14 protein-coding genes are annotated in these 23,886 nt (G+C 65.2%); 9 read left to right on the forward strand and 5 right to left on the reverse strand.

Annotated features, from left to right (window positions below; all coding sequences use genetic code 11):
- Positions 1 to 60: 60 nt before the first annotated feature.
- On the reverse strand, positions 61 to 492 hold the full coding sequence (mscL, locus tag BX604_RS24805) for a large conductance mechanosensitive channel protein MscL (protein WP_098553483.1): 432 nt from the start codon (positions 490 to 492) through the stop codon (positions 61 to 63).
- A gap of 719 nt (positions 493 to 1,211) precedes the next feature.
- On the opposite strand from mscL, the gene BX604_RS24810 reads away from it, so the two are divergent.
- Genes BX604_RS24810 through BX604_RS24820 form a run of 3 tightly spaced genes read left to right on the forward strand, consistent with a single transcriptional unit; the run spans position 1,212 to position 5,020 of the window.
- Positions 1,212 to 1,967 (forward strand): GntR family transcriptional regulator, encoded by a 756-nt coding sequence (locus tag BX604_RS24810; protein ID WP_098553484.1) that lies wholly within the window; start codon positions 1,212 to 1,214, stop codon positions 1,965 to 1,967.
- A gap of 45 nt (positions 1,968 to 2,012) precedes the next feature.
- The gene (locus BX604_RS24815; RefSeq protein WP_257146411.1) at positions 2,013 to 3,464 is read left to right on the forward strand and encodes a sulfatase-like hydrolase/transferase; all 1,452 of its coding nucleotides are present in this window, start codon (positions 2,013 to 2,015) and stop codon (positions 3,462 to 3,464) included.
- The gene (locus tag BX604_RS24820; RefSeq protein WP_143748101.1) at positions 3,461 to 5,020 is read left to right on the forward strand and encodes an MFS transporter; all 1,560 of its coding nucleotides are present in this window, start codon (positions 3,461 to 3,463) and stop codon (positions 5,018 to 5,020) included. The genes BX604_RS24815 and BX604_RS24820 overlap by 4 nt, the downstream gene beginning before the upstream one ends.
- Positions 5,021 to 5,155: 135 nt before the next feature.
- Here the strand turns inward: BX604_RS24820 and BX604_RS24825 are convergent, their stop codons facing one another.
- From BX604_RS24825 to nthA, 3 genes are read right to left on the reverse strand one after another with little or no spacing between them, the layout of a single operon-like run.
- A complete protein-coding gene (locus BX604_RS24825) occupies positions 5,156 to 6,412 on the reverse strand; it encodes a GTP-binding protein (protein ID WP_098553487.1) in 1,257 nt (418 codons plus the stop codon).
- Positions 6,409 to 7,062, reverse strand: a complete 654-nt coding sequence (gene nthB, locus BX604_RS24830) for a nitrile hydratase subunit beta (RefSeq protein WP_098553488.1) — start codon at positions 7,060 to 7,062, stop codon at positions 6,409 to 6,411. The genes BX604_RS24825 and nthB overlap by 4 nt, the downstream gene beginning before the upstream one ends.
- Positions 7,063 to 7,104: 42 nt before the next feature.
- A complete protein-coding gene (gene nthA / locus BX604_RS24835) occupies positions 7,105 to 7,704 on the reverse strand; it encodes a nitrile hydratase subunit alpha (RefSeq protein ID WP_098553489.1) in 600 nt (199 codons plus the stop codon).
- A gap of 411 nt (positions 7,705 to 8,115) precedes the next feature.
- Between nthA and BX604_RS24840 the strand changes: the two genes are divergently transcribed.
- The 6 genes from BX604_RS24840 to BX604_RS24865 all read left to right on the forward strand — a co-directional run bounded on the left by BX604_RS24840 (position 8,116) and on the right by BX604_RS24865 (position 23,010).
- On the forward strand, positions 8,116 to 9,012 hold the full coding sequence (locus BX604_RS24840; RefSeq protein WP_098553490.1) for a transporter: 897 nt from the start codon (positions 8,116 to 8,118) through the stop codon (positions 9,010 to 9,012).
- A gap of 74 nt (positions 9,013 to 9,086) precedes the next feature.
- Complete coding sequence (gene oxdA / locus BX604_RS24845; protein WP_098553491.1) at positions 9,087 to 10,145, forward strand: aliphatic aldoxime dehydratase; 1,059 nt, start codon at positions 9,087 to 9,089, stop codon at positions 10,143 to 10,145.
- Between the two features lie 56 nt (positions 10,146 to 10,201).
- On the forward strand, positions 10,202 to 11,728 hold the full coding sequence (locus BX604_RS24850; protein ID WP_098553492.1) for an amidase: 1,527 nt from the start codon (positions 10,202 to 10,204) through the stop codon (positions 11,726 to 11,728).
- Between the two features lie 117 nt (positions 11,729 to 11,845).
- Positions 11,846 to 12,889 (forward strand): helix-turn-helix domain-containing protein, encoded by a 1,044-nt coding sequence (locus BX604_RS24855; protein ID WP_098553493.1) that lies wholly within the window; start codon positions 11,846 to 11,848, stop codon positions 12,887 to 12,889.
- Between the two features lie 561 nt (positions 12,890 to 13,450).
- Positions 13,451 to 14,422, forward strand: a complete 972-nt coding sequence (locus BX604_RS24860) for a hypothetical protein (RefSeq protein ID WP_143748102.1) — start codon at positions 13,451 to 13,453, stop codon at positions 14,420 to 14,422.
- Positions 14,423 to 14,505: 83 nt separating this feature from the next.
- Positions 14,506 to 23,010, forward strand: a complete 8,505-nt coding sequence (locus BX604_RS24865) for an RHS repeat domain-containing protein (protein WP_098553495.1) — start codon at positions 14,506 to 14,508, stop codon at positions 23,008 to 23,010.
- Between the two features lie 104 nt (positions 23,011 to 23,114).
- Here BX604_RS24865 and BX604_RS24870 read toward each other — a convergent pair whose 3' ends face one another.
- On the reverse strand, positions 23,115 to 23,774 hold the full coding sequence (locus BX604_RS24870) for a response regulator (protein ID WP_098553496.1): 660 nt from the start codon (positions 23,772 to 23,774) through the stop codon (positions 23,115 to 23,117).
- Positions 23,775 to 23,886: the final 112 nt, after the last annotated feature.

Here is a 23,886-nt window from a genome sequence, read left to right on the forward strand (position 1 = left end):
CCGGGCTTGGCTGGCCAAAGCCCCGATTGCCGGGGTACGAAGAGGGTGACGGGGACGCGATCAACGCTGTTTCAACGCATCGCGGATCTCACGCAGCAGCACGGTGTCTTCCGGCGTCGCGGCCGGCGCGGCTTCTGCCGGCTTGCGCAGCTTGTTGATGAATTTCACCATCAGGAAAATGATGAACGCGAGGATGATGAAGTTGATCGCCACCGTGATGAACGAGCCGTAGCCGAATGCGGCGACGCCCGCGGCCTGCAGGTCCTTGAACGAATCGGGGTTGCCCTTGAACGTCGGGGGAATGGTGCCGAGCAGAACGAACTTGTTCGAGAAGTCCAGGCCACCCGTCAGCACGCCGATGACCGGCATGATGAGGTCTTTCACGACCGAGTCGACGATCTTCGAGAATGCGCCGCCGATGATCACGCCGACGGCGAGATCCATTACGTTGCCCTTGACGGCAAATTCCTTGAATTCCTTGATGATGCTCATGGGCTTGATTCTCCTGGTTGGGGCAATGTGATGCGTGCCGTCGTGCTCATGCTTGAAAGCCTCGCAAAAGACCTGCGACACGTCGACGCGCATGATAGCGAACACGTGCCGACACAGGTAGCTGATCTTGTAATGATTGACAAAATTCCGCGGTAAATCGAACAGAAGTGGCGATGTATTCGGTTTGTCCTGGCGGCATGTTGATTCGGATAGCGATCAATTGATTTTCCCGATGGCGAGGATCGGAAATACCCTTGGGAACGCGACGGATGCTCGTGCCGACACGAGCTGACAGGTGTCGACCTTAAAAATCGAATCCCTTCTGGATCCGATGGGTCTGTATCGGTGATCAATGCCTCAAGATTTAGGAATCCTTTACTAATCGGATAACGAGTCTTGTGAAAAACTGGACCTCTGAACCGAGGGGATGTTTGCTGTGAAGCGCAAGCGATTTTCGATTGAACGGATTTTGGCAATGCGGTCGAAGTGCCGACGCGTATCGCCGCCATGACGCCGGACTAATCCTGACTCAGGGGCACGACGTTCCGGGGTGTTGTCTGCCCGCGGGGGGGCAGAATGCGACGCGCCCCGTCTGACCTCCCGCAAATATCGCCACCGATCCGGGATACGGGTAAACCATCTATGACCTGAGCGCTTGCGTACTTGCATGCAAGTACGCAAGCGCTCATACTTCCGGGCAAGCCATCAACGAATTCACCATGAAAAGTCGAAAAACCTCGGCCGCCGCTCAAGCGGTTGGCGAGACCAACGTCGCCATCGTCTTCGAGTCGGTCCGCGCGATGGGAGAGAACCAGGGCTCCGCTCGCCAATTGGTCTATGAGCAAATCCGCCGGAAGATTCTCGACGCGGAGCTGGTCCCGGGAAGCGTGCTGCCGGAAAACACCCTGGCCGCCGTGCTGGAAATTTCGCGCACGCCGTTGCGCGAAGCGCTGCAACGCCTGCAGTCGGAAGGGCTCGTGCAGGTCATTCCCCAGGTCGGGACGTTCGTCGCGAAACTGGAGTTGACGCGGATCCGCGAGGCGCTGTTCATGCGCGAAGCCGTGGAGTGCGCCGCGCTGATGAACGTGGCGATGCCGATCGCGTCCGGCATGGTAGAGGACATGCGCTCATGCGTGACCAGACATCTCGAAGCGGTGGAACGCGCCGACCTGAATGCGACGATGCAGTACGACGCGATGTTCCACCGCCTGCTTCTGGAGGCTTCCGGTCTCGTCGGGGTGTGGCGGTATGTGCACGAAGCGCGTGAACTGCATCGCCGGGTGCGGGTGCTCTCTCGCTCCCAGACCAATCTCGAATCGGTGAGACGGTCGGTCGACCAGCATCGGGAGATTGTTCTCGCGCTGGAGGAGCAGCGTCTGGACGATGCCCACGCGATTTTGCGCGCACATATCCGCATGAATGTGCAACTCGCGGAAGATATCGCGCACGCGTTTCCCGATTACTTCGTCGAGTGAAGGTCGTCAATCATGCATACCGCAGTCCGTAGGCCCAACGTGCTCATGATCATGGTCGATCAGTGGCCTGGCAAGCTCATGCAGGCAGAGGGCCATGAATCGATCTTGACGCCGACCTTGAATCAGCTCGCTCGACTCGGCACCCGGTTTACGCGCGCCTACTCGGAATGCCCGATCTGCATCCCGGCGCGCCGCACGGTCATGACCGGCACGAGTGCGCGCGTGCATGGCGACCGCAGCTTCGCGCCGGCGATGGAAATGCCTGATGCGCCCACGCTTGCTCAATCATTCAGAAATGCGGGTTATCAGGCGTATGCGGTAGGAAAAGTCCACGTCTATCCGCCGCGCGACCGCATCGGATTCGACGATATTCTGTTGGCGGAAGAGGGGCGCCCGCATCTGGGCGCCGTAGACGACTACGACGTATTTCTCGCGGAAGCGGGGCATGCCGGCGAGCAATACATGCACGGCATGAACAACAACGACTACATGTTCCGGCCGTGGCATCTGGATGAGCGGCACCACGTCACGAACTGGGTGACGCGCGAGACGGCAAAGATGATCAAGCGGCGCGACCCGCGCAAGCCTGCATTCTGGCACGTGTCGTATACGCATCCGCATCCGCCGCTCGTGCCGCTTCAGTCCTATCTCGACTTGTATTCCACCGACGACATCGCGCCTCCGCTGACCGCCGAGTGGGCGGACGGAAAGCTGCCGCCGGCGCTGGCGTCTGTCCGAAGCCACTGGGAAACCGGCAGTCCGAAACAGTCGCAAGCGATCAAGCGTGCCTTCTACGCCCTCTGCACCCACATTGATCACCAGTTGCGCGTCATCATCGGCACCCTCCGTGAAGAACAGTTGCTTGACGATACCGTCATCCTCTTCACGAGCGACCATGGCGACATGCTCGGCGACTTCGGCCTGTGGGCCAAGCGGCTCTATTACGAAGGTTCCGCGCGGGTTCCCATGATTCTGGTCGGTGCGAAAGGCGATGAAAGAGTCAAGGAGGAGCATGTCGACGACCGTCTCGTCGGCCTTCAGGACGTGATGCCGACGCTGCTCGAGCTTGCCGGCATCGAAGCGCCCGACACGGTCGAGGGGATGTCGATGGTCGGCGCAGAACGACGCGATGCGCTCTATGGCGCGTGCAAGGAAGATGCGTTGAGCACGCGCATGGCCCACGACGGCCGTCACAAGCTCATCTGGTATCCGAGCGGCAACTTCGTGCAATTGTTCGATCTGCTCGAAGACCCGAATGAACTGAACGATGTCAGCGGGAGCGACCGGTATCGATCCGTGCGGAAGGCCCTTGAGAACGTGCTGATTGCAAATGCGTACGGATGCGACAACACGTGGATCGAGGGCGATCGGCTGATCGGCTGTGACGACAGTCACTGGTCGCCCAAGGGCGATCGCCATTACGGCGGGCAACGAGGCCTGCACTATCCTCAACCGCCGGTGACCGATCCGTCGCAAGCAGTCGGCTCACCGGGTTGAGCCTCAATTCCCGCGGGCTGATGCCGCGGGACGAAGTGGCGCCGTCGTTCAGGGGGCGCGTCGGCAGCCGGTGCGGAACAGGTCGTGTACCGGCTGCCGACATCGCCGATAAAAACAAAGGATTACTGATAACTTGCGCGGGAAAGCAGCCGGCGATGCCCGTCGGACCGATCATCCGGTTCCGGCGAGTAAAGGCGGCCATGCGCAGGGATCAAGGAAACATGGAGAGAGACGTGAAAGCAGCAAGTTCAACCAGCCTCAATTCCCCGGCGACGGGCGACGAGAATCTACCTGTGTTCAGGAAGATCGCTTTTCGTATCTTGCCCCTGCTCGTGCTGTGCTATCTGTCCGCATTCATGGACCGAGTGAATGTCGGCTTTGCGGCAGTCAGCATGCGGGAAGACATCGCATTGTCCGCAACCGCATTCGGCATTGGAAGCGGGGTGTTCTTCCTGAGCTATTTTCTGCTCGAAGTGCCGAGCAACCTGGCGCTGACGAAGTTCGGCGCGCGCCGCTGGATTGCCCGAATCATGATCTCGTGGGGCATCCTGTCGGGGCTGACCGCCTTCGTGTGGAACGGCCCGTCGTTCATCGCGCTGCGCTTTCTGCTGGGCGCCGCCGAAGCAGGTTTCTATCCTGGCGTGCTGCTGTATCTGACGCAATGGTTCCCCGAGAAAAAGCGCGCGCAGATTCTCGGCTACTTCATCCTTGCCAATCCGCTGGCGACGATCATAGGCGCGCCGCTGTCGGGCTGGTTGCTTTCCATGGGGCATTTCGGCAGCTTGAAAGGCTGGCAGTTGATGTTTCTCGTGGAGGCCGTTCCCGCGATCCTGCTCGGCATCGTGACGTTCTTTTGTCTGCCGGACCGTGTCTCCGATGCGCGCTGGCTGAGCGATGACGAGAAGCGCGAGGTGGCTTCGCAATTGCAGAAGGAAGCGCTCCAGACGGTCAAGCGTGCGCGGATCGACCTGCGCCACGTGTTCACGCATCCACGCGTTCTCGGCCTCTCGTTCATCTTTCTCACCATCTCGATGACGAACGCCACGGTGAATTTCTGGCTGCCGCAGATGATCAAGTCGTCCGGATTTTCGACATACGTCACCGGCTGGATATCCGCGATTCCTTACGTCGCCGCGGTCGGATCGCTGCTGTTCTGGGGGCGACACTCCGACAGAACCGGCGAGCGGCGGTATCACATTCTCGTTCCGATGGTCGCTGCCGCCGTGTGCATCGCGGTGAGCGGATTGTCCGACGCACCGATCGTGCGCATTCTCGGATTCACGATCGCGTCGGCCGGGCTCTTCGCCGCGCTGCCGATCTACTGGTCGCTCCCGGGCCGGTTCCTGGTCGGTAACGCGGCTGCCGGCGGCATCGCGTTCATCAATTCGGTGGGCAATCTCGGCGGTTTTATCGGGCCGTCCGCGATGGGCTATGTCAAGGACATGACGGGCAGCTTCAGCGGCGGCCTGTTGCTCGATTCCATCGCCCTCGTTCTCGGTGCCGTAGTCGTCATGCGGGTGACGTCGCGAACATCGGCGGCGAACCGGGAAGCGTAGGGCGCACGAGAGGGAAGTCGCGGACATCGACGGCCCTCACCCTGCGGCGCACCGTGGCGGCTCGTCGGCGAACGGAGCGCTCGGCCGGACCATCGACTCGCCCGGCTGCGTCGACGTAGGGCTTTCACCCGCTCGCTACATCGCCGCGAGCGCATCGAACGAGTCGCCTCCCGGAAGCAATGCCCACGATTCCGGTCCTGCGTCGATTTCATCGACGCTCAGCAAGCAAGCGTCCAGTTCACGCTGCAACCGCACGCGATCGACCGCCTGCCCGATGAACACGATCTCTTGCCGGCAATCGCCGCCCGGTTCTTCCCATTTCTTCAGCACCCCGTCGCGGCGATAGTCGTCGTGCGGCCAGTCCGACGGTGGAACGAAGCGCCACCATCGTCCGACGTAGCCCCATTGAAACTCGCCGCCCGTCTGCACGAGCATGCCGATCTCCGCATGCCGGTGCGCAGCCCACAGGTATCCCTTGCAGCGCAGCAGCCTGCCGTTCGTCCACGGACGGCGCAGCCATGCGAGCAGGCGCGCCGGATGAAACGGCGTGCGCTCGCGATAGACCCACGACGTGATGCCATATTCGTCCGATTCCGACGGTCGCTCATCGGTGTTCATGCGCTGCATCCAGCCCGGCGACTCGACGAGCGACGACAGATCGAAGCGGCGCGTATCCAGCACCTCGGACGGCTCGATTCCACCGTGTTGCATCGGCAGTATCCGCGCGGCCGGATTCAGCGACGCGAGCGTCGCGCGCAGCCGGTCGAAACCGGCGTCGCCGATACGGTCGTACCGGCTGACGAGGATGACGTTCGCGTATTCGACCTGCTCGATCAGCAAGTCCGACAACTTGCGCGGCGGCCGGACCTCGCCGTCGTTCCCGGGCACGGCCTCGTCCGGCGTGATCGTCCCCGCCGACGCGACCATATCCTCGAACGTTTCGCCGTTCACCACCGTCACCAGCGTGTCGAGCCGCGCGAGTTCGCTGAGACTGAACCCGTCCCGGTCGAGGAACGCGAAGGTTTCCGCGACCGGCATCGGCTCCGATATGCCGGTCGACTCGATCAGCAGATAGTCGAAGCGATGCTGCCGCGCGAGCGTGCTGATCTGCGCCAGCAGGTCGGCGCGCAGCGTGCAGCAGATGCAGCCGTTGCTCATCTCGACGAGCTGATCTTCACCGTGATGCAGTTCGACGTTGTGCCGCACGTCGTCGGCGTCGATGTTCACGTCGCTCATGTCGTTGACGATCACCGCAACCTTCAGGCCGGCGCGGTTGCGCAGGACGTGATTGAGCAATGTCGTCTTCCCGGCGCCGAGGAAACCGGACAGCACGGTGACCGGAATCCTCGGCGGAGGGGCGGCCGGTGCCGGCCGATTCCCCGGCGTGGTCATGCGTGCGGCTCCGTGGCGCGCTCGAGGTAGCCTTCGAACAGGTCGACCACGACGAGGCCGTCGTCGGCGGCGTCGCCCCACAGATCCTTCACGCGGAACTCGACGTGATAGGTCGGCTGATGCGCGGCGCCGGTGTCGCCGTGGCCGATCGCGTCCGGGAATGGCCACGTTTCGGTCGTCCGGTGCAGCACGACGCCGGTCTTGCCGCGAACGTAGCCGGGTGCGCGGATGTGTCCGCTGACGTATTCGTCGCGGACGACGACCCGATCGCCGACCTCGAACCGCGTCGAGTCCGACGGCGCGGCACGGCCGCCGGAGCTCGGCGGGTTCGCGAGCCGGAAACGCGAGCCGAGCGCGCGGTCGAGTTCGTTCTGTGTGAGCACGCCGGTTTCGACGAGCAGGGTCGCCGTCGCGATCACGTAGCGTTCGTAGTAGCGCGTGCCGACGTGCTGGCGCACGTCGATGCGTTCGACCGCGTGACGGACTTCGTCGACGCTGAATTTCTTGAGCTGGTCCACGCCGACGAACATCAGGCTGTACGCGAGAGGCTCCCAGTCTTCCTTGAAGACCGGCTTGTAGCCGAGGCTGTTGATCGTGTGCGGCACCGGGCCGAAGCCCTGGAAGCCGCCGAGGTCATGAAAACCGTCCATGTGTGATCTCCGCAATGAAGTCGATAGGGGCGTGCGCGCAGTTCAGCTCACGCGCGGCAGCGCGACGCCGATCAGCACGTCCTTGGTGACGAGGGGGCGCAGTTGCGCTTCGGTCATGTGCTCGCTGCCGGCCGGCCGCACCGGCAGCACGAGATAGCGGCTTTCGGCGCTGGTGTCCCACACCTTCACGACGACGTCGTCGGGCAGGTCGGTGCCGAGCTCCCGCAGCACCGTGCGCCCCTCGCGGACGAGCCGCGCCCGATATTCGAAGCCCTTGTACCACTCGGGCGGCAGCCCGAGCACCGGCCAGTTCGTGCACGAGCACAGGCTGCAGACGATCACGTTCTTCAGCGTCGGCGTGTCTTCGAGCGCGACGATGTATTCGCCCTGCGGGCCGGTGTAGCCGAACTGCGCGCACGCTGCCGTGCCGTCCTTCAGCAGCAGTTCGCGAAACGCCGGATCGACCCATGCACGCGCGACGATGCGCGCGCCGTTGGCCGGATCCCAGGTCGCGGACATCAGTTCGGTCAGGCCTTCGATATAGCCGTCGGGGATCAGGTTCTTCTCTTTCATCACGCGAAACAGCGCGCGGGCGCGTTCGCCGGGCGTCGAGACTGTTTCCGAAGAGGGGTTCGCGCTCATCGTGGGGCTCCTTGTTGTGGTTGGGGCGACGACCGCTACGTCGTGTCGGTCACGCTCGATGAGCAGGGTAAGAAGAGAAAAAGCCGGGTTCTTTGCCGACACGGATCGGAAACTGTGCTGACGCGGCCCCGTCGCAGCGAAGCCTGCGGTGCCAGTTTGGTTACCGCGGCATGGCGCGGGCGGCAGAGGCCCGCCACAACCAATTTCTTGTTCCGCCGGAAAACAGAAACGCGGATTTTGCCTTTCTATTCTCATCCTCAAGCGACGGCCGTTCGATGTCGCGAATCGCCGGCACCCCCGATGTGCCGGCGGAACAACAGTCAGCCAGCATCCCGCGATTCCGGCGTCCGGCAACGGCTTGCGTTCGTCGCACGTCGAGCATGGCGGTGTCTGCGCATCCAGGTGAGGAGCATGATGGAAAGCGTCAACAGAATGAAACTGAAGCGAATCGCGCGCTGGATCGGCGTGTCGCTGATGGCGGTCGCGTCGCATTACGCGGGCGCGGTGGAGGTCGACCCGGGCGACTACGAGCAGTATCCGGCCGGCGCGACGATCGGCGTGCTGTACTACAACTACTCGGCGACGAACGCGTACTACGCGAACGGCAACCGGACGCCGGATTTCGACCTGCAGTCCAATATCGGCATCGCCCGCCTGCTGCATGTGTTCCAGCTCACAGACCGGCTCACGATCGATCCGCAGGTGTTGCTGCCGTTCGGTCACGTGAGCGGCTTCGGCAACGCGAGTGCGCTCGGCAGTACGAACGGCGTCGGCGACGTGATCCTGACCGCACCGTTGAAATTCCGGCTGAACGACGCGAAGGACGTCGTCGCCGCGACGGTCTATCTGTATGCGCCGACCGGCAGCTACGACCAGAATCGCAGCCTCAATCTCGGCGCCAACCGCTGGTCGCTCGATTTCCAGGCGGCGTACATCAAGCACTTTTCGCCGCAGTGGGCGCTCGATCTCGTTGGCGACGCGATCTGGTACGGCAACAACACGTCGTACGGCGCGAGCGGCGCGACGCTGCATCAGCGGATGAGCTATAGCGCGCAGGCGATGGTGCGTTACATGCCCGATGCCGGCACGTCGCTCGGGATCGGCATCACGCAGCTCTGGGGCGGCGAAACGAGCGTCGACGGCGTGGACAACAACGACGCGCTTCGCACCACGCGCATGCGGCTCACCGCGTCGAAGTTCGTGACGAAGGCCGACCAGGTGCAGATCCAGCTCGGCACCGACCTGAGCGTACACAACGGTCCGAAGAACAGCGTGCTGGCCGGCTTGCGTTACGCGCATATTTTCTGACGCCGACGACACGCGTCACGTCATTTCCGAACGTCGAATCCTCGACACCCGATTGCCTTCACCGAGAGGTCAGCATGGAATCCGCCATCGACAAGCATCTGCTTTGCCCGCGCACGCTTTCGCGTCGCGTCGCCGACGACTATCAGCCGCCGTTCCCGATGTACGTGGCCCGGGCCACGGAAGACCTGGGCCAGGTCGTGATGGGCTATTTCGGCGTGCAGTATCGCGGCGCCGGCCAGCACGCCGCGGCGCTGGCGGCGTTGCGCCGGATCGTCGCCGATTTCGGCGCGCCGGACGGCCCGCAGCACCACGATCTGACGCAACACACCGACGACCAGGGTTACGAGAACCTGATCGCCGTCGGCTACTGGCGCGACCCGGCCGCGTATGCGCGCTGGATCGCGTCGCCGGCGCTCGCCGAATGGTGGACGTCCGACGCGCGACTCGCGGACGGGATCGGCTACTTCCGGGAAATCGTCGCGCCGCGCGCCGAGCAGTTCGAGACGCTGTACGCATTCACGAGCGATTTCCCCGGCGTCGGCGCGATCATGGACGGCGTCAGCGGCGAGATCGAGGAGCACGGCTACTGGGGATCGATGCGCGACCGGTTCCCGATCTCGCAAACCGACTGGATGAACGCGGACGGCGCGTTGCGCGTCGTCGAAGGCGATCCGGCCCGCGGCGGCCGCGTGGTCGTCCTTGCACACGACAACATCGCGCTGATCCGCTCCGGCCAGGACTGGCGCGCGGCCGAGCGCGACGAGCGCCGGCTGTATCTCGACGAGATCGAGCCGACACTGCGCAGCGGGATGGAATTCCTGCGCGACAACGGCGCGGACGTGGGCTGCTACAGCAACCGCTACGTGCGCTCGATCGATGTCGACGGCAACCTGCTCGACGAAAGCTACAACATCGGCCACTGGCGCTCGCTCGATCGCCTCGAGCGCTGGGCGGAATCCCATCCGACCCACCTGCGGATCTTCGTCACGTTCTTCCGCGTCGTCACCGGGCTGTCGAAGCTGCGGCTGTACCACGAGGTGTCCGTCTTCGACGCGAAGCACCAGATCTACGAATACGTGAACTGCCACCCGCGCACCGGGATGATGCGCGACGCCGTCACCCCCGCCCGCTGAACCCTGCCGGCGCCGTGCGGAGCGGGCGGCGCCGCTTACCGAACTGGAGAACGTCGATGGCCATCAAACGCCCGACCCGCGAACAACTGTCCGACATCGCAGCCGGCTTCGGCTTCCATGTCGATGCCCGTCAGCTCGCCGATTACGACGAGGCGCTGCAGGCGAACTTCGACGCGTACGACACGATCGACGCGCTGCCCGACTACCTGCCTGTCGTCGCGTATCCGCGTACGCCGGGCTACCGCCCCGAAGGGGAAGAGAACCGTTACGGCGCATGGGCGCGCAAGAGCACGATCCAGGGCGCCGGCGCCGGCAAGCTGCATGGCAAGACGGTGGCCGTGAAGGACAACATCTGCGTCGCGGGCGTGCCGATGCGCAATGGCGCGAGCACGTTCGAGGGCTACGTGCCCGACGTCGATGCGACCGTCGTCACGCGGATGCTCGACGCCGGCGCGACGATCGCCGGCAAGTCGACCTGCGAGTACTACTGCTTCTCCGGCGGCTCGCACACCAGTGCGTCGGGGCCCGTGCACAACCCGCGCAAGGCGGGGCACTCGAGCGGCGGCTCGTCGTCCGGCAGCGGCGCGCTGGTCGCGAGCGGCGAGGTCGACCTCGCGCTCGGCAGCGACCAGGGCGGCTCGGTGCGGATCCCGTCCGCCTACTGCGGCATCTACGGGATGAAGCCCACGCACGGGCTCGTGCCGTACACCGGCGCGATGCCGATCGAGGCGACGGTCGATCACCTCGGGCCGATGACGGGCAACGTGCTCGACAACGCGCTGCTGCTCGACGTGATCGCCGGCGACGACGGGCTCGATCCGCGCCAGCGGGCGTTGCCGGCGCGCGCCGATTACCTCGGCACGATTCGCGACGGCATCGCCGGCCTGCGGATCGGCGTGCTTCGCGAAGCCTTCGGGCTCGCGAATTCCGAAGCGGTGGTCGACGAGGCCGTGCTCGCGGCCGCGCACCGGCTGCGCAAGCTGGGCGCGCACGTCGAGGACGTGTCGGTGCCGCTGCATGCGGCCGGCACAGCGATCTGGCTGCCGATTGCCGCGGAGGGCGCGACGCAGCAGATGATGAAGGGCAACAGCCACGGCTTCAACTGGGGCGGCCTGTACGTGACCGGCATGATCGATCACCACGCAGGGTGGCGCGAGCGGGCCGACGAGTTGCCGGATACCGTGAAGGTGACGATGCTGCTCGGTGAATACTTCGCGAGCCGGTATCGCGGCCGCTACTACGCGAAATGCCAGAACCTCGCGCGCCGATTACGGACGGCTTACGACGCGGCGCTGCAGTCCTGCGATCTGCTGCTGATGCCGACGGTGCCGATGCGCGCGTCGCAGCTGCCCGAGCCCGGTTGCGCGATGTCCGAGTCGCTGACGCGCGCGTTCGAGATGCTCGCGAACACCGCGCCGTTCGACGTGTCCGGGCATCCGGCGATGTCGCTGCCGTGCGGAATCGCGGAAGACCTGCCGATCGGGCTGCAACTGGTCGGGCGGCGCTTCGACGAGGCGACGATCTACCGCTGCGCGTATGCGTATGAACAATCGTCCGACTGGCGGGGGACGACCTTCGCGTGACCGGCCGCACGCTGGCCCGGCGCGCAACGCGGTGTCCGGCGGCCGAATCGTTGGACACCGCGTTTTTGGACGGGCACGCTATGGCGGCTCGTTCGCACAACCCCGTGGGGCACGATCATGACACCGTATCCGATCCTTCCCGCCGCGCATCGCGATGCACCGGACCCCGTTCCCGCCGGCGCGTCGTCCGAGTGGACGAACCCGTCAATCGAAGTCGCGACCGAAGGTTCGATCAGCCAGCGGATCGAATTCTGGCGCGAGACGATCCTGCGCCTTTTTGCCGACGTGCAGATCGCGGCGGTCCAGAAGAGCGACTTCTTCGGGCAGGTGCGCCAGCGCAAATGCGAGAAGCTGCGGATCTCGGAGATTCATGCGAGCGAGCAGGCCGTCACGCGGTGCTATCGCCAGGCCCGCAACGAATACGAAGACAAGTATTTCGCGGTCCTGATGCTCGACGGCACGCAGTCGGTCGAACAGGACGGCAAGATCGTCACGCTGTATCCGGGCGACTTCGCGATCTACGACGCAACGCGCCCGCACCGGCTGCAGTTCGGCCAGTCGTGGCGCGAAATCGTCGTCAGCATTCCGCGTGCGACGCTGAACCAGCTCGTCGTCGGCATGGAGCGCCGCACCGCGTGCCCGATTCAGACGGGGCAGGGCGTCGGCAGCGTGATGCGCGCGTTCCTCGAACAGATGTCGTCGCAGATTCGGCACGTGTCCGAGGAGGAGGTGCTGCAGTTGTCCGATACCGCGATTTCGCTGATCGCGATGACGCTCGGCAGCCTGCAGCGCAACGACCTCGCGCAGTCGCGGATGAAGGCGCTGACGCTGATGCGCGTGAAGCGGCATCTGCTGGAGCAGCTGCGCGATCCGGAGTTGAGCCCGGCGGGCATCGAGCAGGCGATGGGGATTTCGTCGCGGTACATCAACAAGCTGTTCGAGGCGGAGGACACGTCGTTGATGCGCTACGTATGGAACCTGCGGCTCGAGCGGTGCGCGGAGGATCTCGCGAACCCGCAATGCGGCGTGCTGCGCGTGTCCGACATCGCATTGCGCTGGGGATTCAACGACATGTCGCATTTCAGCCGCGCGTTTCGCGAACGGTTTGCGATGTCGCCGCGCGCATGGCGGGAACTGCGGCGCGCGGGGCAGGCGGGATGACGGAGTTGTACCGCGTGCCCGGACTCCGGTGAATATCGACTTGATCGGCACGATGTTAATTGTCGCGTTTTATCTCGTCCCGAATCCACTTTTCTCCAGTTTTTTGGGGGGGCTATGAGCGACATGGAGAAAATTTAATTCAATAAAATAAATTAAATATTTTATTTTATAATCATGATTTCAATAAATCAATTGAACAGAATTAAATGAGCGCGGAACGAACTTGATGTTGCTCTAAACATGGCTGGTTTGTCGGCGACAGCTTGGAAATATTGCTGGATCCAACGACATTCATCGCACTTAAACGGGGAGCGATCTTCGTTCCGGAAGCGGCAAAATAACCTGCATGTCCCTGGCAGCATTCCTGCTTATGGCGTGCAGGCGGCCCGCGTCGGACTTTCCCTTCGCTCCCACCCATGAAAGCCAATCGCAAAAATGCCCCGCCCCCCGGCAGTCATTCAACGACCTTTCAGGGCCATCCTGGCAAGGATTTTACGAATCACCGTCGGCCCGGAAGGGCGTTCCCACGCGTCCAAAAAATTTTCAAACCGACCTTGATATTTGATCGTCGGTCGCACATCATTCGTACCACAAGAAAAGACGTCTGCTTTTTTGTTCAACCACAACGAAACGGGGACCAAAATGGCGCTGGAAATCCTGAGTCAAAATGTGGTGTTGAACGGTGGCTCGACACCCTTTAACTTCAATAATCCCGTCACACAGTTTCTTGCCGGAATCGCGTCGTTTCAGCTGTCGTTCGGCAGCAGCGACGACCACCACTTCGAGCAAATGAGCATCCTGCTCACGACGGGCAAGCCGAGCAGCAAGCAAATCACCGTCGGCGCGGCAGTCGTGCTCGACGACGCATCGGGGCACCCGATCGACAAGGGTGCGTCGTATGTCACGGTCTCGGTGATCGCGTGGACGGGTGCACCCACGTCGAAGGTGTTGCTGAGCCCGCCTTATGCGGTAGCCGATCACAGCCAGAGCCCCGGCATCCTGCTCCCCGGCACGCCGAATCCGGTCCTGCAGGCCACGCTCGCCGGCTTCTACCTGAGCTATGGCAACACGGATCACCATGTGGAGACCGTCACCGTATCGGTCGGTGCATCGTCGCCCATCAACAATACCTCGTCGATCTCGGCGACCGCCGCGATGCACGACGCGTCCGGCAACGGTGCGGCGAATCCGACCGCGACCGGCTCGCTGATCGCGACGTCGGTCAATGATCCCGGTTTCGTGGTCGTCCCGTATCAGTCGCAAGTCGGTACGGGCCAGACGTCGATCCCGATGGGCGCCACGATTACCAATGCGGTCAGCTTTCTGACCGGGTTCCAGGCGCAATACCCGGACTCCGACGACCACCATGTACGCACCATCGGCGCCGGCCCGAACCAGACCCGGGTCGACCCGAGCAACCATTCGCATGCACAGACCAGCGGCGTCTGGGCCTGGATGTCCGACGGGTCGGGCAATCAGCAGGACGACGACAACAGCTACGCGAGCATCGTCGTAGTCGGTCTCGTCGGTTGACGGGCGGGGGCGCCCGCCCCCGTTTGCCCGCACGCGCCACGCCCGGCGCACTCATCTCGCTGATCTCTGTCAAGGAGAGCGCCATGCCTGCGGATGCCACCAATTCGCAGATCCCGGCCATTCGTACGTTCCAGTTCGATTCGACCAACGTCGGGGATCTGAGCAGCAGCGTCAACCTGTTTCGCGGCGACATCAACTTCACGCAGACGCTGCTGTCGATGCCGGGACGTACCGCCGGCGACAATCTCGATCTCACGCTGTCGCTGCTCTATCAGAGCAACGTGCACGAGCGCGCGATCACGTGGAACCGCGATGCGCCGACCAGCGCGCTCGGCCTCGGATGGAGCATGCCGGCGCCGACCATCGTGCTGAACGACGCGGGCTCGCTGATGCCGGCCACCCGCAGCTATTGCTACGTGAGCCAGAGCATCTCGACCGATCTCGCGCGCGAGCCGACGACGCCGTTCGTTTTCTCGATGCCGGGCGCGCTCGCCGATTCGCTTGCGAACGGCGGCACGGTGCCGGCCGCGGTCGTCGCCGCGTTCGGCGCGAACGGGCTCGTGCTGTCGCCGGCCGCACGCGTGTCGTCGACGGGGACGTCCGCGTGGCAGCTCGCCGACGACGCCAATCAGCAACTGTACGACCTGGCACTCGACGGCGCGACGCTCAACGCGTTCGACGGCGGCGAATCCTATCAGCTCGTCAACTACGAATTCTGGAAGATCCTCTACTACGCGCGCTACGAGCGCTGGGTGATCGTCAAGGACAACGGGCTCCGGCTGTCGTTCGGCGGCCTGAGCGCCAACGTGGGCCGCTATGCGACATCGGTGGGCAACAGTATCGAATGGGGCGTGCGATGGGCGTCGAGCAATGGCCCGTCTAGCGCACCGGTCGCGCTGTGGCAGGGCAGCAGCGGATCGACCGACGGCCAGTACCAGTACGCGCGCGCATGGCATCTGAGCGCCGTGTCGAACCCGTGGGGCGACGGCATCGCGTATCGCTACAACGACTGGCCGCGCACGAGCGCGGGCCTGCTGCCGAACGTCGAGCAGCCCGTCGGCGCGGGCGGGCTGCCTTACACCAAGGCCTGTTACCTGACCGGCATGACCGATGTGTTCGGCCGCGAGGTCGTGCTGCAGTACGGCAACAAGGTGTGGGCCAACACGACGCCGCAGAGCCCGCGCGAATACGCGGATCCGCACAAGGCCGTGCCCGACACGCAGCCGAATGCGTATCAGGATCGCTACGAAACGTTGTATCTGCAACGCATTGCGGTAGCGGATGCCAGCGGCACGCCGCTGTTCAGCTTCGCGTTCGAGTATCGGCCGTCGAGCCCGGCGGGTGGCGCCGGCAGTCCGGTCGCGAACGTCACGTCGCACACCGGCGAGCTGTTCGGCGACACCTGCAAACGCTTCCTGACCGGCGTCGCGCTCAGCAACGCGGCCGGCGAAAGCCTGCCCGGCCTCGCGTTCGACTATTACTTCGATGCGACGGCAGCGGGCGCGAGCCCGGGCGCGCTCAAATCGATCACGTACAGCGAAGGCGCGACGGCGACCTACGTGTACACGAAGCAGGCGCTCGACATCTGCGACCGCTCGCTTTCTGTGTCGCCGCCGTCGGGCACGTCGTTCGCGGGTGCGACGCCACGCGTGTTCTTCGGCAAAGGCTACGCGGTCGTGACCTGGTACGGGACGGCCAGCGGTGCGCTGTCGGTCGAGGTGTACAGCTGGCTCGGAAGCTGGCGGAAGTGGCAACCGACGCCCGACAGCGTACTGTTCAGGAATGCCAACGGCCTCGATCTGTCGTCGCTCGAGGTGGTCGCCTGCGAGGATTTCTTTGCGCTGTCGTTCTCGCCGGGCTCGGCGACCAACAGCACGACCGTCTATATCTTCCAGGCAGACAACGCCCGCCCGGCCCAATGGGTTCCGGCCACGATCAACGGCGTCGTGACCGGCTACAACACGCCGAGCCTCACGTATGCGAGCCCGAGCGGCAGCGTGTCGCTCACGGGCGGCGACACGTTCCTGATCGCGGCCACGACCGACGTCGTGCACGAAACCACGAGCTACGACCGCGTCACATGGCGATGGCCCGATGCCGCATGGACGGTCGAGCACTTCACGATGCAGGCGCTGGCCCTGGCGGTCGCGCGCAACGAGTATTACCTGCTGCTCGACATGCAGGGCAACGTGTCGCTGTTCGCGCTCGACGCCTGCCTGAACTGGAACGCCGCGTCCAGAGCGCAGATCGGGAATTTTTCGGCGTCCAGCCCGTCGAGCGTGACGCTCGGCCCGTCCGATTCGTTCGTCGCGGTCAGCAACCTGCTCAGTACCAGCGACACGCAGATCTCCTATACGGTGACGATCGTCCAGTGGGACGCGCTGTACCGGCCCGTCCTGCCGCTGACAACCCACACGTTCGACGACCGGGTCGACAGCGAGGATCCGGGCGTCCAGCGCATCGCCGGCTCGATCGGCAACGAACTCGTCGCGGTGGCCGGGCATGTGCTGCGCTTCAACGGCAAGACCTGGCTCGAGAACAACACACTGCAGGCGGAGAGCGCGCCGACCGGCCTCGAGCAGCGCTACGCCTATGGCCCGGACTATGCGCTGCGCATCCTCGCGTATCCGAACGGCGGCGGCGACACCACCGCGCAGGTGCTGTCGTTCGATCCGAATACCGACTGCGGCGCGTGGACACGCAAGCCGGCCACCCCCGCGCAGACGCTGCCGATCGACTTCAGCGAAACGTCCAATTGGCCGTCTGGGGGCGGCACCGACTGGTTGACGCTCGGCCAGTATCTGTACTTCCGCGGCCACGCGTGCGAATGGGACGGCGTCGTCGGCCATACGCCGTGCGCGGATCTCCAGGCGCGCGTCAATGAGGCGCTCGGCGGCGACGGCAATTACGTGCTGAATGCCGAAGCCGTGATCGACGAAGCGCCGCAGTTCCTCGCGTATTTCGTCAGCGACAGCACGTCGCCCGAGAGCGACCAGGCCGCGGCGACGCTGCTGCGCAACGGGCGGGTGTCGATTTCCGCGCAGGCCTTCGCGCAAGAGCGCATCTACACGGCCGACGAAGGCGACGTCGGCCCCGGCACGTATCCCGGCGGCGCCGGAATGTTCGTCGCGTATCCGGGCGCGGACGGCAATTTCGACAACGCGACCCGGATCATCCTGCACAGCTACGCGGGCGATGCGGTCGAAGGCCGTCTCCACCACTACGCGGTGACGGGGCTGTCGATCGACAACGGGTTCGGACAGACCAGCGCGACCTGTTTCGCGCCGGAGCCGGCAACCGCCGCGTGCGATCCGACCGGCCAGGTGTTCAAGTACTACACGTCGATCGTCTATCCGGGCACCGGCGATCCGTCCCGGCCGCTGTTCGGGCGCACCGTGAACCGCTACCTGAACGGGCTGAACGTGCGCGACGGCAGCGACTTCTACGACATGCTCGACGGGCAGTTGCATCAGGTCGACACCTACGACACGACCGGCGCGCTGCTGGCGTCCACGACGACGCAGTGGAAGGTGTACGTCGCGCGCGCGGCGTCGCCGACCGATCCGCGCGCGGGCACGCTGCACCTGAAGGGCGGCTTCCTGTGCCGGACGACCCAGACCACGATCGAAGACGGCGTGACGAGCAGCCGGACCGCGCGCTACGTGAGCGACGGCTTCGACGCGCCGTTCTCCGGCAACGTGGTCGGTACCGACACCACGACGTACGGCGGCACCGGGCAGCTCGAGACGTTCAAAAACACGACCCTCTACGCGTACCAGATGAACGACCCGGCGCCGGCCGCCGCGTTGCTCGCGCAGCACCGCTTCGGCGATATCGCGCAGAGCGTCACGTACTGGCGCCGCGACGGCGGCGAAGCCGTCGTTTCGCAGGCGTCGGCGAGCACGTACGCGCTGTTTCCGTGCGTGTACGACGGCGTCGTCGTGCCGGCCCAGGCGGGGAAATTCATCCGTAGCGCCGACGGACGGGTGCCGTTTCCGTTCACCGGACGCGACGCGGGCGCCGCGCCGCAGGGCTGGCTGCCATCGACCGCCACGCTCGCCTGCACGCCGTACGGTCAGCCGACCGAAACCCGCGATGCGATGGGCGTCGCGCAGTCGACGCTGTACGGCACCGATTCGGCGTTCGCCGTCGCGCTGTTCACGAACGCATCGGTCGAGCGCGGCGAGTGCGCGTATTACGGCTTCGAATCGTACGAGACGGGAAGCGGGTGGACCGTCAACGGCTGCCGACCGGTGGTCGGCGACGCACACACGGGCACGACGAGCCTCGCGCTCGCACCGAACGGCGAAGGCACGGTGTCGGTGCAGCTTTCGCCGGCCAATGTCGATGCCACCTATCTGCTCGGCTTCTGGTACAAGACGCCGGCCGGTTTCATGCCGGTGGCCGGCGCGGGCTTCACGGCGACGCTCAGCGTCGACGGCATCGCGGGTACGCCGCGCGTCGCGCCGTTCGCGGATTCAGGCGGCAAGTGGGTCTATTGCACGCTGGGCATTCCGGTAACGGCCGGGCAAAGCGGCGTCACGCTCGCGGTGGCGGCGGCCAACGCGAGCAGCGACGTCGTGCTGCTCGACAACGTGTTCGTCACGCCGCTCGTCAGCAAGATGACGGTGCGCGTCTACGATCCGTCGTACCGGTTGCTGACGGCGACGCTCGACACGGCCGGCACGACGCTCCAGCGCCGCTACAACGCGTTCCAGCGGCTGACCGCGACGATCGGCACCGACCAGCAGGTGAAGACGATGTCGATCGCGTTCCTGTCGCGCGAAGGCAATGCCGGCGGCCGGTTCGATGCCGCCGCGCCGAACGCCGATCTGTCGGTGAGCCCCGATCTCGGCGGCACGCTCGAGACGTTCCTGACCGGCGACGAGTGGCGGCAGCGCTGGGCGGCCAGCAACGTCGCGACGAACTGGCGCTGCTCGGGCGGCGCGCTGCAGCACACGGCGGCGGCGAACGACACGCTGACGTGGCAGGGCGGCAACTTCGGCGGTGCGTCGACCACCGCGTTCTATGTCGAGATCGCGGCACAGGGCGCGCTCGCCGGTGCGCTCGGCGTGACGTTCGGCGCCGGCTATTCGATCAGCTACGATCCCGCCGCCGGATTCTCGTTTGCCGCGCCGGACGGCAGCACCGTGCAGGCCCCGCTCGGCGCGCCGCCGAACCTGCCGGTGCAATGGCTGCTGGTGCTCGGCAACGGCCGCGTGGCGTTCTTCGGCGACGGGCAGTTGCTGTTCAGCACGTCGGTGAACGCCGGCGACCCGGCCGCGATCCGCCTGTCGACCGGCCCGAATACGCTGGCGCTGACCAACGTTGCGATGCTCGCCGGCGTGCGGCTGGCGGTGGCGTTCCGCGACGGCGCGGGGCGCAAGCGGCAGACTCAGCAATGGGTCGGCAGCGACGCGGTGGTGTCGGCCACGATCGCCGACGCACTCGGCCGAACGATCGCGATCACGCGCAGCGCGCCGGCCAGCTTCGGCGGCGGCGCGACGCGGCCGCTGTTCGGTTATCGCGCGAGCTTCGTCGATGTCGGCGCGTTCCTCGCGGCGACGCAGGATACGTGGGCGATGACCGGCGACGTCGCGGACTACTACGCCGGGCAGAACGACGGCGTCGCGAGCCGTTCGAACGACGAAGGCTATCCGTACTTCGGCTATCGGTTCGAGGCGTCGCCGCGCACCCGGCGCATCGAGCAGGGCGTACCGGGCAAGGCGTACGCGGTGCACGATCTGGCGAGCACGACGCGCGCGCAACGCCAGACGACGCAAATCGCGTTCGGCGCGAATACGGCCGGCGCGTTCGATCTGCCCGCGAACTATGTCACGCAGACGGTGACGGGACCGGTCAAGAACCAGGTGCTGCGTCTGCGCGACACGCATGGCCGCGAAGTCGGCTCGAGCATGAGCGACAGTACGGGCGTCGTGTCCGGGCAGAGTCTCGCGAGCGTCGATTTCTCGGCAACGGGCAGCACGACGTCGATCAGCGAGCCGAACAGTTTCACCGATTCGCCGCAGCAGGATTCCGCCGCGTACGTGTCGGCGCTGCAGCGCGACGGCGCGGGCCGGACGCTCGAGTCGACCGACACGGACAGCGCGGAGACCGCGTTCCTCTGCGATCGCAGCTCGCGCGTTCGCTTCGTGCAGCCGGCGCTCGATCCCGATACGCTCGGTTTCATCTACTTCAAATACGACGCGCTCGGACGCGTGACCGAACAGGGCACGGTCGCGCAGCCGTGGGACGCATCGGCGCTGAGCACGCATGCGAGCGACCCCGGATGGCCGGGCGGTGACGTGCCGTTTACCGTGGTCCGTCGCAACGACTACGACGGCAACGGCAACGACCCGACGCAGATCGGTCGGAAGACCGGCTCGGTTGCCTATAACCTCGCCCCGTCGAACATCGCCGGCGCCCGGCCGGTGCAGGTCAACGAATCGTTCACCTACGACGCGAACGGCCGCGTCACGGTGGCGACGCTCGCGGTGGACGGGCAGCCCGCGGCAAGCGGCGCGATCGGCTACGCGTACAACAATCTCGACCAGATCGTCGCGATCGCGTATCCGTCGTCGTCGCCGCTCGCGAACGTGTACTACCGGTACGATCAGGCGGCCCATGTGACGGGCATCGGCTCGTCGCATACGACGCCTACCGACATCGCGTCGTATGCGTACACCCCCGACGGCGATATCGAGCAGGAGATCCGCAACGGCGGCACGCTCGCCGCTACATACGGCTATGCGTCGCCGGGCTGGCCGGTGTCGCAGACGGTCGCCGTCGCCGGCCGGGGCAGCGCGCCGTTCGCGATCGGCTACGGCTATTACGCGAACGGGGCCCCGCAATCCCGCACGATCTCGCTGTCGTTCGACACGCCGGACACGCCGAGCACGTCGACCACCGCGTTCCGCTACGACGCCCAGGGCCGGCTGCTCGATGCGTCGGTCGACGATGGGTCGACGGGCAGCGAACAGGTCGGCCAGTACGACGCCAACGGCAATATCTGGTCGCTGACGCAGGATGGCGGGCAGGCATACGCGTTCGACCACACGGCGGGCACGAACCGGCTCGACACGCTGACGATCGACGGCGGCGCGAGCACGTCGTTCACCTACGACGCACGCGGCAACCTGACCGGCACCGGCGCGATGACGCTCGCTTACGACACGGCGACCAACATGGTGCTGGGCGTCGCATCGGCGAACGGCGGCATGACGCAGCAGTTCGCGTACAACGGCGTCGATCAGCGCGTGATGCGATGGCGCGGCGGCGCGACGCTGGCCGACGTCTATTTCAACGGCCTCGGCAGGCGCCCGTTGCTGGCGTTGCTCGGCGGCGCGTGGTCGGCGTTCGTCTACGGACCGACGGGGCTCGTCGCCGCGATCAGCGATCAGCGCTATTTCCCGCTGAAGGATGCGGCGCAGAGCGTCTGGGCCGTCGTCGACAGTCAAAACCAGCTGGTTGCCCGATTCGCGTATCGCGCGTTCGGGTCGCTCGTATCGAGCGACGGTCCGAACCAGGATGCGGTGCCGTTCCGTTTCATGGGGCGCGAATACGACGACGCAAGCGGGCTTTACAACTTCAGTGCGCGCCTGTATTCACCGGGGCTGCGGCGCTTCCTGTCGGCCGATCCGGCGCGACAGACCGCGAGCCCTTACGTGTTCGTCGGTAACAACCCGCTCGTGTTTGCCGATCCGTCCGGCAACAAGATCACCGTCGGCGAGCAGGTCGGCATCGGCATCGGGATGGCGGCCGTGATGATCGGCGGGTTCGTCCTGAGCCTCTTCACGTTCGGCGCGGCGGAAGTGCCGGTGGCGGTGGCGGAGGAGGGTTTGGCCGACGGCCTGGCGGCCGGCGATGCGCTCGCCGACGGCGCAGCGTCCTCGGCGTCCGCCGGCAGTTCGACGGCCTCCGCGTCGACGCCGTCGTGCTTCAACATCACGTTGTCGACGACGTCGAAGCTCGCCGCCTCCAGTGCGAACTTCCTGACCCAGGTCACCACGAACACGTTGTTCGGCGTCGGGTTTTCGGGCTTCGAATACGACTGCCGGCCCGGCAGCGAATTCACCCGCAAGGGCTTTGCGCAGGCGCTCGAGAGCGGCGCGGTGAGCGGTGCGATATTCGGCGCGATGTCGTTCGGATACGCGACGTTGGCCGCGGACGCGATCAAGGCGATCCCGAGCCTGGCGGCGCGAACCGGAATCCGGATGCTGGTGAACGTCTCGGAGGGCATCGCGGCCAACGACGTGACGCAGATGGCGACCAACGCGATCGAGCACAAGCCGTGGAGCCTCGGACTCGCGGAAGCGACGTGGACGGGCGCCGTGGGCGGCCTGCCGTTCGGGATCGGCGACGTGCTGCTGAACGACGGCAAGACGATGTGGGACCAGGCAAGGAGCAAGTTCTCCGATCGCGTCGGCAGTGCGCGCGTCGGTGAGCCCGCTCCGTCGGGATTGCCCGGCACGCAGGCACAGGAAGAAAAGACCCCGCTCATCCGGGCCCGCTCGGACTCGAGTGACGGCACGCATCTGCTGTCGTCGCCTTCGCTCAACTCGTCGTACGGCACGATGGATACGCAGTAGCAGCGGTTCGTCGCGGCCGGCGGTCTCGATCGGGGCGAGGCCGCCGCTCGGCAGCGAGCGTGTAGCCCGGGGTCGGCATGCCGGCCCCGGCTACCGCCTGACGGTCAACGCAACGATTCCTCGACCGGAAACTCGGCCGAACCGGGCACGCCCGTCAGACCGTCGCGTATCGCATACGCGGTCACTTCGGCCACGTTGTGCAGCGACAGTTTCGCCATCAGGTTCTGCCGATGCTTGCGCACCGTCAGCACGCTCAGATTCAGCCGGGTCGCGATGTCCTTGCTCGAGTGCCCGTGGGCGATCAGCACCAGGATTTCCTTCTCCCGCGCGGTGATCGGCTGCGCGTCGGTGTCGCACGTGCTCTCGACGACATGCGCGAGCGCGTCGCTGACATACCGAATGCCGGACAGCACCAGCGAGATCGCATGCAGCAACTCGTCGCCATCTTCGTGTTTGAGCAGGTAGCCGTCGACGCCGATGCCCATCGCGGCGCGGACCATCGCGGGGTTCTGGTTGCCGGTGATCACCAGGATCCGGGTTGGCGGCGACTGCGCCTTGATGCGTTTCGCGAGGTCGATGCCGGGGCAGCCGGGCAGGTCGAGATCGAGCAGCAGCAGGTCGGCCTGCGTGTCGCGCACCAGTTGCTCGACCATCCGGCCGTCGCCGGTGTCGCCGACGACGGCCCAGTTGGCCCGTGTCCTGAGCAACAGCTTCAGCCCGTCGCGAATGATGGCGTGGTCTTCGGCAAGCACGATTTTTTTCATTTTTCTTTCGCCTTCTCCCGGGTCACCTGGAAGCTCGTTCCTTTGCGACAATACGCTGCAATCCCCGTTGCGACACGTCACGCGGTGGACCAGATCGACTTCACGCCAGTCT

Origin of the sequence: Burkholderia sp. JKS000303 (assembly GCF_002563755.1) — a bacterium.
Classification (GTDB): domain Bacteria; phylum Pseudomonadota; class Gammaproteobacteria; order Burkholderiales; family Burkholderiaceae; genus Burkholderia; species Burkholderia anthina_B.